Source organism: Pelagibacterium xiamenense, assembly GCF_021166475.1.
Classification (GTDB): domain Bacteria; phylum Pseudomonadota; class Alphaproteobacteria; order Rhizobiales; family Devosiaceae; genus Pelagibacterium; species Pelagibacterium xiamenense.
Genome location: NZ_JAJOYS010000001.1, coordinates 918,085 through 933,392, shown reverse-complemented (window position 1 = coordinate 933,392; position 15,308 = coordinate 918,085). Strand labels below are relative to the sequence as shown.

Sequence of the window (15,308 nt, the reverse complement as noted above, 5' to 3'; positions counted from 1 at the left end):
TCCTTACAGGCCGAGATCCGGAACGTCGAGCCAGCGGCGCTCTTCCCAGGACTTCAGCCCCAGTTCGGCGAGCTGCACGCCCTTGGCGCCGGCCTCGAGGCCGTATTCCCACGGGCCGTCCTCGGCCACGTGCTTGAGGAACAGCTCCCACTGGACCTTGAATCCGTTATCCGCGGGCCAGTTGTCGGGCACCTCCTCCCAATCGTCGAAGAAGTCCATGGTCTGGGGCTGATCGGGGTTCCAGACGGGCTTGGGGGTGTTGACGCGGTGCTGGGTCCAGCACTTGTGCAGCCCCGCGACGGCGGAGCCGTGCGTGCCATCGACCTGGAAGGTGACGAGATCGTCACGGCGCACGCGCACGGTCCAGCTCGAATTGATCTGGGCGATAATGCCGCCTTCGAGTTCGAAGGTCGCATAGGCCGCATCGTCGGCGTCCGCCGCATAGGCATTGCCATTCTCATCGACGCGCTTGCCGATATGGGTGGCACCCAGGCACGAGACGGATTTGACCGGCGCGAAGGTGTTGTCCATCACGTAGCGCCAGTGCGGGAGCATATCGAGGATGATGCCGCCGCCGTCGCCCTTGCGGTAATTCCAGGACGGACGCTGGGCCTTCTGCCAGTCGCCCTCGAACACCCAGTAGCCGAACTCGCCGCGCACCGAGAGAATCTCACCAAAGAAGCCGGAATCGCGCAGCATCTTGAGCTTCATGAGACCCGGCAGGAAGAGCTTGTCCTGCACCACGCCGTGCTTCAGCCCCGACGCCATCGCCTTCTTGGCGATGTCGATAGCGACCGAAAGATCGTCCGATGTCGGCTTTTCGCAATAGATATGCTTGCCGGCAGCCAGCGCCTTTTCGAGCAGACCGGCACGAACCTTGGTTGCGCCCGCATCGAAGAAGATCTCGTCGTCCTTGTTGGCCAGGGCGGCATCAAGATCGTCCGAGTACCGCGCGACGCCGTGCTTTTCGGCGACCGCCTTGACCTTGTCGAGGTTGCGGCCGACCAGGATGGGGTCCACCATCAGCGTATCGCCATTGGCAAGAGCGATGCCGCCCTGGTCGCGGATCGCCAGGATCGAGCGGACCAAATGCTGATTGTAACCCATACGGCCGGTAATGCCGTGCATGATGATGCCGATGCGGCGCTGCGCCATTGCGGACCTCCACCCTTTGTGCTGGTATCGTTGTAACTATCCAGTTACTTACTAGACGATTCCGGAGGCGTCAAGCCGCATCGGGCCCGTCTTTGGTTGAACAACGAATGAGGAGGGAAAGGCTGTTGAAACTAACCCTGTGCAACGAGGTGCTTGCACCCATGAACCTCAAGGAGCAGTGCGCCTTTACGGCGGCGCTGGGTTATGACGGGCTCGAAATCGCGCCGTTCACTCTGGCCGAAGACCCGACGGCCCTCTCACAACGGGACATAGCGGACGCGCGTGCGATCGTCGAGGATCACGGCCTTGTCGTCTCGAGCCTGCACTGGTTGGCGATGGCGCCAAAAGGGCTGTCGATCACGGCTCTGGACAGCCCGACACAACAAAGAACGCGCGACGCGCTCTTGCGCATCGTCGATCTGGCGGCCGGCCTTGGCGCCAAGACGCTGGTGCACGGCTCACCTGCCCAAAGGCGGTTCGATGACGATCCCGTCCGCCAGCGGGCCATCGCCATCGCGCACTTTGCGGCGCTGGGAGCACATGCAGGGGCATGTGGGCTCACCTATTGCATCGAGGCCATCAACAGGACCGAATGCAACTTCATCAACCGGTTGGAGCAGGCCGAAGCGATCATCGAGGAAGCGGGCGCACCGGCGCTTAAACTGATGCTGGATGTCAGCCACGCCGCGCAGGAGGAAAGCGAACCGCTTGCCGCCCTTGCCGAGCGCTATTGGACCAACGGCAGGCTCGCTCACGTCCAGCTCAATGCCATCAACCGGCAGGGCCCCGGGCAGTCCGACGACCCCGCCGCACGCGACGATATCGCGCCGCTGATGGCAAGGCTTTCGGCAATCAGGTATAGTGGCGCGGTTGCCATGGAGCCTTTCGTTTATGTCCCCGACGGTCCGGGCTGCGCGGCACGGGCAATCGGCTATGTACGCGGAGTGCTGGAGGCCGAACGCGTGCCCGGCACCCCGTGACACGAAGGGAACTAACCAGTTACTTACTTCTTGACAGGCTTCTACTCTATCGTCAGAGTCCTGTCCCAGCGTTGCGCGCAGAGACGCCGTGGCGCGACATGAACTTTTGGGAGGAAATCATGCGTCTTTTGACCAAGGCTGCGCTTACCGCAGCCGCCTCGACCATTGCCCTCACCGCGACGGGGGCATTCGCACAGGATTATTCCTGGCAACCCGATCGCCCGATCAACATCATCGTTCCCTGGGGAGCAGGCGGGTCGACCGACCAGGTGACGCGTGTCACCGCGCCGATCCTGGCTGAACAGCTGGGCACCGAGATCGTCGTCGTCAACCAGCCGGGCGCTTCGGGCGCGGTGGGCACCCAGGAAGTGCTGAACGCTCCGAAGGACGGTTACACCTGGACGGCAAACGCCATCGCCAACAACGCAACCTATACCGTGACCGGCCTCGTGCCCGACACCAATATCGACGATTGGCACGTTTACCTTTCGGTCGCCAACGTCCCGGTGGTCTCGGTTCCGGCCGACAGCGAGTTTGCGGATTTCGGCGAGCTGCTTGAAGCCTTCCAGTCCGAGCACGGCAACGCCATCACGGTCGCAACCGCCGGGGTCACCTCGTCGGGCGGCATGGCCATCGCCGGACTCGGCCATGAGGGCGATTTTGAATACCGCATGGTGACCTATGACGGCGGCGGGCCGGCCGCGATTGCGACGGCTGGCGGAGAAGCCATGGTCACCACCCAGCTTGCGGTGGAACAGGCCGAACTCATCCGCGGCGGACGCCTTCGTCCGCTGGCTGTCCTTTCGGACCAGGCGCTGACGATCGAAGGTGTCGATCCGATCCCGCCGATCACCGAATGGATGCCCGAGTTCCCCATCGCTCCGGACTATTTCGGCATTTTCATTCCGCAGGGCGTTCCTGACGAGGTTGTCGAGACCGTCAACCAGATCTGGGAAGAGCATGTCATGAACTCCGATTCGCTTCGCGAATACGCGGAGACGAACGGCGCCGTGTTCGCACCGTCCTATGGCGAGGAGGCCCGCGCCAACTCGATGCCGGTCGTGATCATGGAAGCCTGTGCCGCAGAAGAGCGTGGGCTTGAAGTCAACGACCCCTCGACAATCGGGATCGATTGCGAAACCGGCACCGAAATGTAGCCATTCCGACGCAACCGCGTCTTCGGGTATCCGGTCCATTCCGGGTACCCTTTTTCCAATTCTACGGATGTAGCGATGGACGAGCAGACCCCTGAACCCGAACGCCAGTCCGACTGGATGAACCGCGCCGATTTCCTCACGGGAGTTGCGTTTGCGCTATTGGGATTCACGATCATATACCTGTCGTGGATCATGCCGCGCCTGGAAATCCGAGGCATTCACCCCTCGACGGTTCCCGGCCTCGTTCCAGGGCTCCTTGGCGCACTGCTCGCGATCAGCGGTATTCTGCTGGGCGCCAAAGCTCTGGTGCGCATTCGCGGAAAAGCCGGCTGGCGCGCGTTCATGGCGGTTTTCGCGTCGGAGCAGGCGATCCGTTTCGCTGTCGTCTCCGGCTTGTGCCTCGCCTATGCCCTGATCCTTGTCGGGCGCGTACCGTTCTGGCTGGCAACCACGCTGTTCGTGTTCGCCCTTATCGTCGCGTTTGAAGTCTGGCTCAACGACGCGCCCAAACCCTTGCTGCGGTCCGCTGTTTTCGCCGCTGTTCAGGCCGCCATCGTGGCCGGCCTCGTGACGGCTGTGTTCCAGTACGGCTTCCTTGTCCGCCTGCCCTAGCCCTGCGAGACGACTAGATGTTTGATGGCCTTATTCTCCTTGCCAATGGCGTCACCCATTTCCTGACGCCGGAGTCGCTGTTCAACCTCGCGTGGGCGAGCCTTCTGGGCATCGTCATCGGCGCGCTGCCGGGCCTGACGGCCACAATGGGCGTGGCGCTTCTGGTGACGCTGACCTACAAGATGGCTCCCGATCAGGCGATCCTGAGCCTCATGGCGATGTATGTGGGATCGATCTATGGCGGCAGCCGGTCGGCTATCCTTCTCGCCATTCCGGGCACCCCCGCCAGCGCGGCCACGACGCTCGACGGCTTTCCGCTTGCCAAAATGGGCAAGGCGGGAATGGCGATGGGGATCGCGACCACCTCCTCGGCGCTCGGCACCGTGGTCGGCGTCTTCTTTCTGGCGCTGATCGCACCGTTGCTCGCAGAATTCGCGCTCCGATTCCAATCCTACGAATTTTTCTGGCTGGCCTTGTTCGGCGTTATCATTTCAGGGCGCCTGACGGCGATCGACGATCCGATCAAGGGCTATATCGCCGGCATCGTGGGTCTGCTGTTTGCCATGATCGGCATGGAGAACCTCCATGCGCACCAGCGCTTCACCTTCGGCATAAGCCAGTTGGGAGCCGGCATCGACCTTATCCCCGCGATGGTGGGGGCATTCGGTTTTGCAGAGATCCTTACGGTCATGAAGCGCAAGGTTGTGCCTGAAATGGCCCAAAGCACCGACCGCGTCATTCCAAGGCTCGGCGATATTACCAAGCATTGGTGGACCACGATACGCTCGGGCATTATCGGGACGATCGCCGGCATTATCCCCGGTGTGGGCGAGGATATCGGCTCTTGGTCGTCCTACGCCGCGGCCCGCCGCGCAAGCAAGGAGAAGGAGCTTTATGGCAAGGGATCGATCGAGGGGCTGGTCGCGGCGGAAACCGGCAATTCCGCGGTGATCCCCGGCGCGATGATTCCGACACTGACCCTTGCCCTGCCCGGCTCGGCCGCCGCTGCCGTTCTGATTGCAGCGATGCTGATCCACGGCATCCGTCCGGGTCCGCAGATCATGATCGAGAACCCGGAATTCGTCTATCAGGTCGTGGGCATGCTTCTGCTTTCGACGATCGCGATCACCATCTATGGCCTTTCGCTCACGCGTCTTCTGGTCCGCGTCCTGACGGTGCCGCGCGAAAAGCTCATGCCGGTCGTGTTCGTTCTCTGCGTTGTCGGCTCGTTCGCGATCACGCAGCGCATGTTCGACGTCTATGTGATGATCGCGTTCGGGCTCATCGGGTTCATCCTGCGCGAAATGAAATACCCGATGGCGCCGCTTGTCCTGGGGATCATTCTGGGCGATTTGCTCGACGTCAATCTCAGGCGCGGACTGCTGATCACCGATGGCGATCCGACGCCCTTTTTCACGCGCCCGATCAGCGCCGTTCTCTGGATCGTCATCGTGATCACCATTGTGATGAGCATTCCCAAGGCCAATGAAAGTGTCGCAAATCTCTTCAAGCGCCTCCTCCCGCAAGGCCGGTCCGGCTAGCGGACGAGGGGATGGCGGGGCGGCGCCTAAAGCCCGCCCCCGCGACGCGGCGCGTACGCAGGCCGCGATCCTCGCGGCTGCGCGGGCGGAATTTACCGAGCGCGGGTTCGAGGGCGCGCGCATCGATGCGATCGCGAAACGCGCCAGAACCAACAAGCGGATGCTCTACCACTATTTCGGCAACAAGGAGGGTCTTTACAAAACCGTCCTTGTCGAGGCCTACCGGCAGATCCGGCAGGGCGAGCGGGCGCTGGAACTCGACCAGTACGAACCGGTCGAGGCCGTTTCGCGGCTGGTGCGCTTCACCTTCCGGCACTTCTTGCAGAGCCCGTGGTTCATCGCGCTTCTGACCAACGAGAACCTCCTGCAGGCGCGCTACATCAAGACGTTGCCCGAAATGCACGGGCTGCATTCCCCGCTCGTCGAGCAATTGGGCAAGCTGATCGCCCGCGGCAGCGCAACGGGTGTGTTCAGGCGCGACGTCGATCCGGTGCAGCTTTACATTTCGATTGCGGCGCTGGGATATTTCTACGTCTCGAACAACGCCACGCTCTCGGTCATTTTCGAGACAGATCTTTCAAGCGCGAGCCAGATCGACGCGCGCGAGGCCCATGCGGTCGAGATGGTGCTCGACCATCTCAGGCCCTGACGGACGCCAGCGTCGTTTCGACCACGTGTTGCTCCCAGCCCGCGAGCCGTTCGCGGTCCTCAAGGTTGCGATCGAAGATCGCCGACAGCGTGTGCTTGTTGGAAAGGTAGAAATAACACATCGCGGCGACGGTGAGATATACCGTCAGCGGATCGATGCCACGCCGGAAGACGCCCTCGGCGGCGCCGCGCTCGAGCACGTCGGCCAGTTCGGTCATGAAGTGCGAATGCATCTCCATGAGATATTCCGACCCCCTGAGGTGCTCGGCCTCATAGAGGTTCTCGGTGTTGAGCAGGCTGATGAATTCGGGGTGGTGGAGGAAATAGGTCCAGGTGAAACGGGCGAGTTCCGACAGCGCTTCGACGGGCGGCTTGTGGGCGAGATCGAGCTCGTGCTCGGCGGTCCGGATCGAGCGGTAAGCCGCTTCGAGCACCGCGGTATAGAGCCCGATCTTGTCGCCGAAATAGTGATAGAGCATGCGCTTGTTGGTGCCCGCGCGCTCGGCGATGGTATCGACCCGCGCGCCGCCGATGCCCTTGGCGGCGAACTCGGCCGTCGCCGCCTCGAGGATCGCGGCCTGCGTGCGTTCGGGGTCGCGCTTGCCTGTTCTTGCGCCGCCGTTTGCGTCCATCTCTCCGGTCTGCCCCAAACCCTGCTTCGTCCTTTGCCTGCACCACGAACCATTAAACGAGTTGCCGCGCCAACACAAAGGCGCGCCGGAAGGCGGCTCAGTCGCGTCCGCAGATCGCGTCGATGTGCGCCGCCATCCCGGCCGCCTCGCCGGGTGTCAAAAGGCCCGTCCGATACCCCGCGTGCCAAGTGCCGTGCGCCGGCACCGTAGCGTGGCGGCCGGCGGCCTTTTCGACCGTGCGTCCCTCGGTGCCCGAGGTCGAGGGCAGCACGAGCCCGAGCGCGTCCTGGTCGCCTGTGCGGGAAATCCACCGGATGGCACGGGAAAGCTGCGCCGGGCGGTGGGCGACGTAATCGGCGGTTCCGTCCGGATGCCGCTGGAGCGCATGCGCCCAGCCCTCCGCATCGGTTTGCATGGCGATGTCGAAAACGACTTCGGGATCGAAGGCGAGATCGGGCTTGATGTCGTGATGCAGCCCCGGATCCTTCGCCAGCGCGGCGAGAAATTCCGGGTATCCGGGCCTGGGCGTGATATGGCGCGGTATCGCCTCGCGGACCCGGATCGCCTCGGGCGTATAGGGAGCCGAATACACCAGTTTCGCGCCGTCGACAGGCCGGAAATTGACATGCCCCAGATACATGATCGCGATCTCGGTGCCCATGAGGTTGTCCACCGTCACCGCAACGTCCAGGACGGCAGCGTCGGCGCCAAGCGTCACCTCGGTGCGCAGTCTATAATCGATCGCAAAGGCCTTGCTGTAGCGCGCGACGCCGCCGATGGTGACGGTCCCTGCCGCCGGATCGAACCGCAAAAAGGCGCTGTCGAAGACCATGTTGGGCACTTCGCCATGCAGGGGATGATCGTCTTGCGGGCCCGGCGCGCCAATGGCGGACATGCCGCAATGGATCAGAAACGCGCCGTAGTTTTCGAGGTAATTGGTCGTCTGGCGGGGCGTGTCGAACATCGACTTCATCGTCAGATCGCGCCCGTCGAAGCGCGCGCGCCATATCTGCTGGCCCTTGAAAGGCAGCATGACGATCTCGCCGCGGGCATTGGCGACGCGCAGCGCCGCGATGCCGTTGTCGTAGCGGAAGGTGCTCGCAGCCAGCGCGCCGCACCGCGCCAGTTCACGCTCGCGCTCGCCGAACTGGGCCTCGGTCAGATGCACCGTTACAGCTTTGTCCGCCGTCATCTCAGGATCGGCCATGGCCCCTCCGCACTCCCTCCACAAACCCGAACCGGGGGCGTAGCATAACGCGGCGCTGCGCCCAAGCGCGATACCGTCCTAGGCCGCCTTCATCCGCGCGGTCCGCCGGAGACCGTAGGCGAGTGCGAACTGAACCGCCAGGCCGCTTCCAAGCAGCAGGGCGTCCGTCGTGAGGTGATCGCCGATGCCGGCCTTGATCGCCTGCATCAGGATCGAAAGCACCGAGCCGGTGGCAAAGACGGCAAGCCCGTGCTGGCCCAGAAGCGCGAACGGCGCCATCGATCGGCTGCGGGCGAACCGCTCGACCCAGCCCTGCGTCGAGAGGAAATAGGCGAGCGCCAGAAAGTGCAGCATTCGGGGCAGCGCCAGAAATGTCTTGTCGAACCCGACGAGGTAGTATGGCGCCCCGAGATCGTAAAGCGCGCCCAGACCCGCGCGGCCGATGGCCGCGACCTCGGGTTCGAGGCGCCAGATGAGCACGGCCAGCAAAAAGAGACCCGCGGTCCATTTGAGCCATCCGATCTCCGGTACGAAGCGCGCGCCCCGTTTCATCGCCATGCCGGTCAAAAGCCCCAGGACGAAAAGGAGCTGCCAGGCGAGCGGGTTGAAGAACCATCCGCCCGGATTGGGATAGGCCGGGAAATTGAGCCGGAACTGCGCGGCAGCGGCCCAGACGCATATGGATATCCCGAGCAGCAGGAACGGCCGTTTCCCGCCCAGCAGGATCATTGCCGGCGCCGCGAGCAGCAGGACGGTATAAAGGGGCAGGATATTGAAATATCCCAATTGGTGACCCAGCGTCGGGATACCGATCATGACGCCAAGCGGATGGCTGAAGATCGGAGCCAAGTTTATGGTCGTCAGCAACTCCGGCAGGCCGAAATGGAGCGCAGCGGCCGCCATGATACCCATGGCCATCGTTGTCGTCGAAAGATGGACGAAATAGAGCGTGCGCGCCCGCGCCCAGACCCTCGCGATCGCGGGCCAGAGCGGGCCCGCGTGCAGCCGGGACGAATATGCGAGCGCGGCCGCGACGCCGGAGAGAAAGACGAAAGCCTCCGCTGCGTCGGAAAACCCGTAATTGCGGTTGGTGAAGTGCTCGAACACGGTCCCGGGCACGTGATTGATGAAAATCATCACGAGCGCCAGGCCCCGGAACACGTCGATCCGCGCATCGCGCGGGCTCTTGGCTGTGGACGCCGCCGGTTGCACAACGCCCGAAGGCACCGCGCCGCGTGTTTGTGCTACGCTTTCATGCATGGCGGTGGGCGCCGGCCGCCTGCTTGTTCTCCACGATTTCCATGATGCCCTGCGGGCCGGTCCAGGCCAGCAGCGCGCGCTCGCGTTCGAGGAGAACCGGACTGGGTGAGACTTCGAAAGGCGAGCGGAAAAGCGCACTCGTTTCCGGGTGGGATGACCAGGAGACAAGCAGCGGCGCCACCGTCATCGGAACAACGACCGGCAGGAGCCAAGGCACGATTTCGGGCAGAAAATAGGCGGCGCCGGTCAGACAGCACACACCGGTGAGAACGATCCAGTTCGTCGCCGCCCAGGCGTCGCGCAGCGATACGATCGCGCTGTCGCGCCGCGTCGGCGGCCATCCGCCGTCGAGGCCGAGGAAAACCTGGATGACCGACCGGGTCTGGAACATCAGCATGAGCGGCGCCAAAAGGCTTGAAAGCAGCAGTTCGGCCGCAACCGACATACCCGCCAGCACCGCGCCGCCGAACCGTCGGACGTCTCCGGACATGATCGCGCGGACAAGGATAAGCAGTTTGGGCAGGATCAGCAGCCCGAAAATGCCGACGAGCAGCGCCATCGCTTTTGAGGTCTGATTATCGGGGAAGACCGGAAACAGCTGATAGGGCTCGGGGAAATAATCCGGTGGCGGGGTAAAGTGTGCAGCGGCAAGGCTGAGGAACAGAAAAAGCGCCCAGACCGGCGAAGACAGGTAGGCGAGGATGCCCTGGAGAAAAATGAACCGGTTCCAGGTCCTGAGCCCGGGCGCGAACAGAAGCCGTCCGTGCTGGAGATTGCCCTGGCACCAGCGTCTATCGCGCTTGGCGAACGCGATAAGGTCTTCCGGTCCTTCCTCATAGGAACCTGTGAGATCGGGATCGAGCCGCACCAGCCATCCGGCGCGCGCCAGAAGCGCCGCCTCGACATAGTCGTGGCTCAGCACGTGACCGCCGAACGGCGGCTTGCCGCTGAGCTGAGGCAGGCCGCAACTGGCCGCGAACGCACGCGTGCGCACCATTGCATTGTGCCCCCAGAAGGGCCCCTCACGGCCCTGCATCAGCGCAATGCCGCGGGCGAAGACGGGCGAAAAGAAATTGGCGGCGAACTGCATCGCCTTGCCGAAGCGCGAACGGGCTCCGACAATGGCAGGCAGGGTCTGCAGGAGCCCGAGTTTCGGTTCGGCCTCCATGCGCCGTACCATTTCGACAATGGTTTCCCCTTCCATGAGGCTGTCGGCATCGAGGATCAGGGCGAATTCGTAGGCTGCGCCCGAACGGGTGATGAAATCCTCGATATTGCCGGCCTTCTTGCCGGCGTTGTCCTTGCGGCGCCGGTAGAACATGCGGCCCCGGGCATTCCGGCTGGCGACAAGGCGCGCGAACCATTTCTCCTCGCTCTCGGCGATGGACGCGTCGCGGGTATCCGAGAGCACGGCAAAATCGAAGAGGTGGCCCATATTGGTCGCGGCAAGCGAGGCATCCATCGCGGCGATGCGCGAGAAGGTCTCGATGGGGTCTTCATTGTAGACCGGCACCAGAATGGCCGTCCGGCCCCGGATCGGCGCACCGGTCAACGCGCGGTCGTGGACCCGCTGGCGATAAAACAACCCGATGACGCTCTGGCTCGCGCCCCAGGCCAGCCAGAGCGTGCTCACGGCGATCAGGGCCGTTCGCAGGAAATCGAGCGTGCCGAGGCCGTCGGCGGAGGCGAACTGGATGAAAAGCGAAGACGCCGCAGCGCTCAGCACGACACTCAAGGCCAGCGCCGCACCCCTGTATCCCCCAGCACGGCCGGCGGAAACGCCCATCGTCCTAATATCCGCGCCGCGTTGCGAAAAGCGGCAGCCGCATCATGCGACCGAAGATATCGCGCAGCAGCCAGCTTTCGGCCTCGAGCCGCTGCCGCGGCATGGGCAAGGGGGCGTAAGGCAATTGCCCCGTAACGGCATCGTTCCGAGACTCTTCGGTTTCAGAGAGGGGAAGGGCACTCATGCGGTCGGCATCCATTGATAAAGCCACGTTTCGGTCAAGCGCTGGTTGAACCCCGCGACATGGGCGACAAGTTCGATCGTTTGCTCGCCCGTGAACCGGACGTCGATCACGAGACGCCAGACATCGGTCCCGTCGATCTTGGCAAGCGCGGTATGCACGATCTCGCCGCCGGTGATCGAAACGACCGGTTCGGGCGGTGTTTCTGTTTCAGCAGGCAGGCGGCCAAGCTTGCCGCCCTTGAAGTCAACAACGAACTTGCGCAGATCCGGTTCATTTTCGACGCCGGAGACCCCGCCATGACCGGTCCGCGTCTCGAGCACATAAGCCAGATCGGCGGACGGATCGGCATCGAGGTTGCCCCAGCGCATGCGGTAGCGGTATTCGCGCTCGTCGCCGGCCGCGACGCCCTGCTCCGGCACCCAGAAGGCCACGATGTTGTCGTTGGTTTCCATGTCGGAGGGAATTTCGACGAGCCGGACCTTGCCTTCTCCCCAATCGCCAAGCGGCTCGATCAAGAGTGAGGGACGCCGCTCGTAGTGGGCGCCGGCGTCCTGATAGTCGTCGAAGTTCCGGTCGCGCTGGAAAAGGCCGAACGCGCGGGGATTGGTCTCGGCGAAATACGAGCTGGCCAACCGCGGCGGATTGTTGAGCGCGCGCCAAAGCACGTCCCCGTCATTGCGCAGGATTTTCAGTCCATTGCTGTCATGGACCTGCGGACGGAAATCGTCGAACCGGGCGCGGTTGTTCTCGGCGTAAAGGAACATCGAGGTCATCGGCGCGATGCCGATCTGTTCGACGTCCCTGCGGAAGAAGAACCGCGCGGTGACATCAATGACCGTCTCCGCACCAGGCCGGATATCGAACCGGAGCGCCCCGGTCGCACTCTGGCTTTCGAGGGCGGCATTAACGACAACATTGCGCGCGCCCGGCGTGGGTCGTTCCAGATAGAAGGCCGAAAAGCGCGGGAATTCCTCGCTTTCGGAGAGACCGGTATTGATTGCCAGCCCGCGCGCACTCAGCCCGTAAAAATTGCCGCGCCCCAGGGCCCGGAAATAGCTCGCGCCAACAAAGGCGATGACTTCGTCAAAGAGGTCCGGCCGGTTGAGCGGGTAATTGAGCCTGAACCCGGCTACGCCCGGCAATTGCGTGTCGTCCGCAACGCTGTCGGCGAGGTCGCCGCGATAGTCGAAATCGGCCGTCGTGAAGCTGAACGGAACCGCCTGACCGTCGGCAACCTCGTAAAGGTGCACCGGCTCGTTGTAGAGCCAGCCGAGATGGAAGGCGTGCATCCGGAACGGACTGGTTTCGTCGGACCACCGCGCCTGGTCGGGGCGGAAGTGAATATGCCTGTAGGCGTCGTAATCCATATCCGCCATGAACGGCGGCAGTTCGATTGCGGCGGACGTGAAAGACTCGGCTGCGCGCGCACGCATGGCTTCGGTCAGGATGTCGAACGAGAACGCCTCCCCTGCCGGCGGAGCGGCCTCCTGGGGCGGGGCGTTTTCCTGAGCGAACAAGGCAGGGACGGCGGTCGAAGAGAGCAGCAGACTGACGGGCAGCACACCTAAAAGGAAGCGGCGGCGGGGAGAAAAGGGGGCGGATGACAAAGGCATGAAATCTGACTCTAGAAAAACCTCTCGACGTAAACACCGGCGCGTCGAACTGCGCTAGCGGCAAACGCGCAACGCCCCATGAAGTTCATGCATACCTCCTCTGCGCCTGTCGCATGACTGAATTGTCGTCGAAAATCATACCCCTAGCCGGTCCGGTTTCGGCGCCGGGAGGGCTACGTCCGGTTTGAGGCAAACTTAAGGACACCGTTCGAGCGTGGGAAAACGCCGGCGATATCGGGAAAAGCCTCCGCGGGCGCGATTTCAAAAGCCATGCCGGACGCGCCACATGACCGATCCGACAGAAATGAAAAGGAATTTCAGGTTTGACGCCAAATCCCCGTAAACAATGTTGACAATGGGTGGGTTTTTGATCAGCTTACGAAAATAAATTACAAACCAGAGGGAACGGGACAGGCGTCGCAATGAGGGTTGGCATTGTAGGGCTCGGCTTCAGAATGGGCTATCTGGCCCATGTGTTTACGGAGATGGGGCGCAATTTCGAGGTCGCCGGCTATGTCGATCCCGCCCCCGCCGGTCTGCCCTCGATGCGCGAAAAAGGCGTTGCGGCCGGCGCCTCCTACGAGAGCGTCGAGGCGTTGCTGGCCAACGAGAAGATCGATCTTCTGATGATCGGTTCGCCCAACCACATGCATCTCGACCACATCCGGCAGGGCCTCGAGGCGGGGTGCAGGGTCTTTAGCGAAAAGCCGATCGTTGCGACCGTCGAACAAAGTTACGCGCTTGCGCGTCTGATCGCGCGATATGGGCGCGACCGGCTCATGGTCGGGCTCGTGCTGCGGTACGCGCCCATGTACAAGGACCTGCGAGCAGCACAGGCGCAGGGCTTGCTGGGCGATATCGTCTCCATCGAGGCGTCCGAACACATCGAACCGGGTCACGGCGCATTTTTCATGCGCGACTGGCGCCGCTACGAGCAGTATGCCGGCGGTTTCATGCTCGAAAAATGCTGCCACGACCTCGATCTTTACAATGGCGTCGTCGGCGCACGGCCCGAACGGGTCGCCAGCTTCGGCGGCCGCAAGAGTTTCACCCCGCAGAACGCGCCGGCCAATGACGGGGCCAACGACCTCGAGGTCTACTACGCCAAGCCTTCGGGCTGGATGGGCAGCGACAAGGTTTTCGACAGCGACGGGGATATCGTCGATTTCCAGACCGCCATTGTCGAATACGAGAACGGCGTGTCGATGACGTTTCACACCAATCTCAATGTGCCCGATCAGTTCCGGCGCTTTTGCGTTATCGGCGCGAAGGGCATGGCCGAAGGCGATTTCATCCGCGGCTATCTCAGCGTCCATGAGGCGCGGACGAACGCGCATCTCATCGACAAGCACTACGCGGCGCGCACGGCGCTCTCCCAGCATTACGGCGCGGACGAGCAGATGGCCGCGGACGTCACAGCCCATGTTCTCGACGGAGCACCGCTTCCGGTCTCGGCCATCGACGCGCTCGAGGCGGGCCTGCTCGCCATGGCGATGGACGAGGCGCGGCGGACCCGCAAAGTCATTGAGATGCGCGAGATATGGGATCGGTTCGATCTCGCGCTTTCCGCCAACGCAGCCTGAGGGGAAGCGACGATGACCGGAACCCGGAGCGCCATCACATTCGCCTGGCTCCTGCTGCTTCCCGCCCTCATCTATATCCTGACGATCGTCGGCTATCCGCTCATCGACACGATCAATCTCTCGTTCACCGACGCCTCTCTGCGCCCGACCGTCAATTTCGTCGGCTGGGAGAACTACCAGGATATCTTCAATGCCGAGTTCGGCGGCATCATCGTGCGCACGATCGTCTGGACCACCTTTTCGGTGGGGCTCAAGATCCTGATCGGCACCTGCGGCGCGCTGCTGCTCAACGCCGCAATCCCGGGCCGGACGCTCTTTCGCATTCTCACCATGCCGCCCTGGATCATTCCGATCCCGATCGGCGTCTTTGCCTGGGGCTGGCTCTATAACGGGCAGTTCGGGATGATCTCGGCGATGCTCGAAGGGCTCGGGCTTACCAGCGGGCCGACGGAATTTCTCGCCTACGGCAACACCGCCTTCTGGTCGACCATTGTCACCGACGTCTGGATCGGCGTGCCGATGGTGACGATGTATCTGCTCGCCGCGGTGCAGTCGATCCCCAAGGACCTTTACGAAGCAGCATGGACGGACGGGGCCGGCCGGTTCTACCGCTTCCGGCGCATCACCCTCCCCATGCTGCTGCCCGCGATCGCGACGATGTCCACGCTGTCGCTGATCTTCACCTTCAATTCGTTCGACATCATCTGGATTTTGACCGGCGGCGGGCCGCGCGGGCAGACCACGACGATGATCATCGACACCTACAAGACCGCCATCGGCAGTTACAAATACGGCGCCGGTGCCGCGCGGGCGGTGATGATCTGCCTGTTCCTTTCGGTCTTTTGCTACTTCTACTTCCGGCTGATCAACAAAGTATCGAGGCAAGGGGCATGACGAGCACAGAGAGCATCGTGCGGGACGTCGCCACCGAGGACACGCCCGTCGTGCCC

At 62.9% G+C, this 15,308-nt stretch carries 14 protein-coding genes; 7 read left to right on the top strand and 7 right to left on the bottom strand.

Annotation, left to right across the window (positions count from 1 at the left end; genetic code table 11):
* Window positions 1–3: 3 nt before the first annotated feature.
* A complete protein-coding gene (locus LSG43_RS04555) occupies window positions 4–1,155 on the bottom strand; it encodes a Gfo/Idh/MocA family protein (protein ID WP_231801629.1) in 1,152 nt (383 codons plus the stop codon).
* Between the two features lie 125 nt (window positions 1,156–1,280).
* Between LSG43_RS04555 and LSG43_RS04550 the strand changes: the two genes are divergently transcribed.
* From LSG43_RS04550 to LSG43_RS04530, 5 genes are all read left to right on the top strand, one after another.
* A complete protein-coding gene (locus LSG43_RS04550; RefSeq protein ID WP_231801628.1) occupies window positions 1,281–2,135 on the top strand; it encodes a sugar phosphate isomerase/epimerase family protein in 855 nt (284 codons plus the stop codon).
* A gap of 119 nt (window positions 2,136–2,254) precedes the next feature.
* Window positions 2,255–3,292, top strand: coding sequence for a Bug family tripartite tricarboxylate transporter substrate binding protein (locus LSG43_RS04545; RefSeq protein WP_231801627.1), 1,038 nt, complete (start codon window positions 2,255–2,257; stop codon window positions 3,290–3,292).
* Window positions 3,293–3,367: 75 nt separating this feature from the next.
* The gene (locus tag LSG43_RS04540; protein ID WP_231801626.1) at window positions 3,368–3,904 is read left to right on the top strand and encodes a tripartite tricarboxylate transporter TctB family protein; all 537 of its coding nucleotides are present in this window, start codon (window positions 3,368–3,370) and stop codon (window positions 3,902–3,904) included.
* A gap of 17 nt (window positions 3,905–3,921) precedes the next feature.
* Window positions 3,922–5,445, top strand: coding sequence for a tripartite tricarboxylate transporter permease (locus tag LSG43_RS04535; protein ID WP_231801625.1), 1,524 nt, complete (start codon window positions 3,922–3,924; stop codon window positions 5,443–5,445).
* Window positions 5,396–6,094 carry a TetR/AcrR family transcriptional regulator gene (locus tag LSG43_RS04530; RefSeq protein WP_231801623.1) on the top strand — a complete coding sequence of 233 codons (699 nt, stop codon included), beginning with the start codon at window positions 5,396–5,398 and terminating at the stop codon, window positions 6,092–6,094. Before LSG43_RS04535 ends, LSG43_RS04530 begins: the two co-directional genes overlap by 50 nt.
* On the opposite strand, the gene LSG43_RS04525 is transcribed toward LSG43_RS04530, so the two are convergent.
* From LSG43_RS04525 to LSG43_RS04500, 6 genes are all read right to left on the bottom strand, one after another.
* A complete protein-coding gene (locus LSG43_RS04525; RefSeq protein WP_231802795.1) occupies window positions 6,084–6,725 on the bottom strand; it encodes a TetR/AcrR family transcriptional regulator in 642 nt (213 codons plus the stop codon). The two genes, LSG43_RS04530 and LSG43_RS04525, sit on opposite strands and share 11 nt — an antisense overlap.
* A 97-nt stretch (window positions 6,726–6,822) precedes the next feature.
* A complete protein-coding gene (locus tag LSG43_RS04520; RefSeq protein ID WP_231801621.1) occupies window positions 6,823–7,932 on the bottom strand; it encodes a DUF4432 family protein in 1,110 nt (369 codons plus the stop codon).
* Between the two features lie 78 nt (window positions 7,933–8,010).
* The gene (locus tag LSG43_RS04515; protein ID WP_231801619.1) at window positions 8,011–9,192 is read right to left on the bottom strand and encodes an OpgC family protein; all 1,182 of its coding nucleotides are present in this window, start codon (window positions 9,190–9,192) and stop codon (window positions 8,011–8,013) included.
* On the bottom strand, window positions 9,185–10,978 hold the full coding sequence (gene mdoH, locus LSG43_RS04510) for a glucans biosynthesis glucosyltransferase MdoH (protein WP_231801617.1): 1,794 nt from the start codon (window positions 10,976–10,978) through the stop codon (window positions 9,185–9,187). Before mdoH ends, LSG43_RS04515 begins: the two co-directional genes overlap by 8 nt.
* Window positions 10,979–10,982: 4 nt before the next feature.
* Complete coding sequence (locus LSG43_RS04505; RefSeq protein ID WP_231801615.1) at window positions 10,983–11,162, bottom strand: hypothetical protein; 180 nt, start codon at window positions 11,160–11,162, stop codon at window positions 10,983–10,985.
* A complete protein-coding gene (locus LSG43_RS04500) occupies window positions 11,159–12,775 on the bottom strand; it encodes an OpgD/OpgG family glucan biosynthesis protein (RefSeq protein WP_231801613.1) in 1,617 nt (538 codons plus the stop codon). The genes LSG43_RS04505 and LSG43_RS04500 overlap by 4 nt, the downstream gene beginning before the upstream one ends.
* A 422-nt stretch (window positions 12,776–13,197) precedes the next feature.
* Between LSG43_RS04500 and LSG43_RS04495 the strand changes: the two genes are divergently transcribed.
* Together LSG43_RS04495 and LSG43_RS04490 are read left to right on the top strand one after the other, a co-directional pair.
* Complete coding sequence (locus LSG43_RS04495) at window positions 13,198–14,358, top strand: Gfo/Idh/MocA family protein (RefSeq protein WP_231801611.1); 1,161 nt, start codon at window positions 13,198–13,200, stop codon at window positions 14,356–14,358.
* A gap of 12 nt (window positions 14,359–14,370) precedes the next feature.
* Window positions 14,371–15,252, top strand: coding sequence for a carbohydrate ABC transporter permease (locus tag LSG43_RS04490; protein WP_231801609.1), 882 nt, complete (start codon window positions 14,371–14,373; stop codon window positions 15,250–15,252).
* The last annotated feature ends 56 nt before the right edge of the window (window positions 15,253–15,308 follow it).

Coding starts and splice junctions, on each gene's coding strand:
- LSG43_RS04555 (WP_231801629.1), bottom strand. CDS start 1,155: ATGGCGCAGCGCCGCATCGGCATCATCATGCACGGCATTACCGGCCGT.
- LSG43_RS04545 (WP_231801627.1), top strand. CDS start 2,255: ATGCGTCTTTTGACCAAGGCTGCGCTTACCGCAGCCGCCTCGACCATT.
- LSG43_RS04540 (WP_231801626.1), top strand. CDS start 3,368: ATGGACGAGCAGACCCCTGAACCCGAACGCCAGTCCGACTGGATGAAC.
- LSG43_RS04535 (WP_231801625.1), top strand. CDS start 3,922: ATGTTTGATGGCCTTATTCTCCTTGCCAATGGCGTCACCCATTTCCTG.
- LSG43_RS04525 (WP_231802795.1), bottom strand. CDS start 6,725: ATGGACGCAAACGGCGGCGCAAGAACAGGCAAGCGCGACCCCGAACGC.
- LSG43_RS04520 (WP_231801621.1), bottom strand. CDS start 7,932: ATGGCCGATCCTGAGATGACGGCGGACAAAGCTGTAACGGTGCATCTG.
- LSG43_RS04515 (WP_231801619.1), bottom strand. CDS start 9,192: ATGCATGAAAGCGTAGCACAAACACGCGGCGCGGTGCCTTCGGGCGTT.
- mdoH (WP_231801617.1), bottom strand. CDS start 10,978: ATGGGCGTTTCCGCCGGCCGTGCTGGGGGATACAGGGGTGCGGCGCTG.
- LSG43_RS04505 (WP_231801615.1), bottom strand. CDS start 11,162: ATGAGTGCCCTTCCCCTCTCTGAAACCGAAGAGTCTCGGAACGATGCC.
- LSG43_RS04500 (WP_231801613.1), bottom strand. CDS start 12,775: ATGCCTTTGTCATCCGCCCCCTTTTCTCCCCGCCGCCGCTTCCTTTTA.
- LSG43_RS04495 (WP_231801611.1), top strand. CDS start 13,198: ATGAGGGTTGGCATTGTAGGGCTCGGCTTCAGAATGGGCTATCTGGCC.
- LSG43_RS04490 (WP_231801609.1), top strand. CDS start 14,371: ATGACCGGAACCCGGAGCGCCATCACATTCGCCTGGCTCCTGCTGCTT.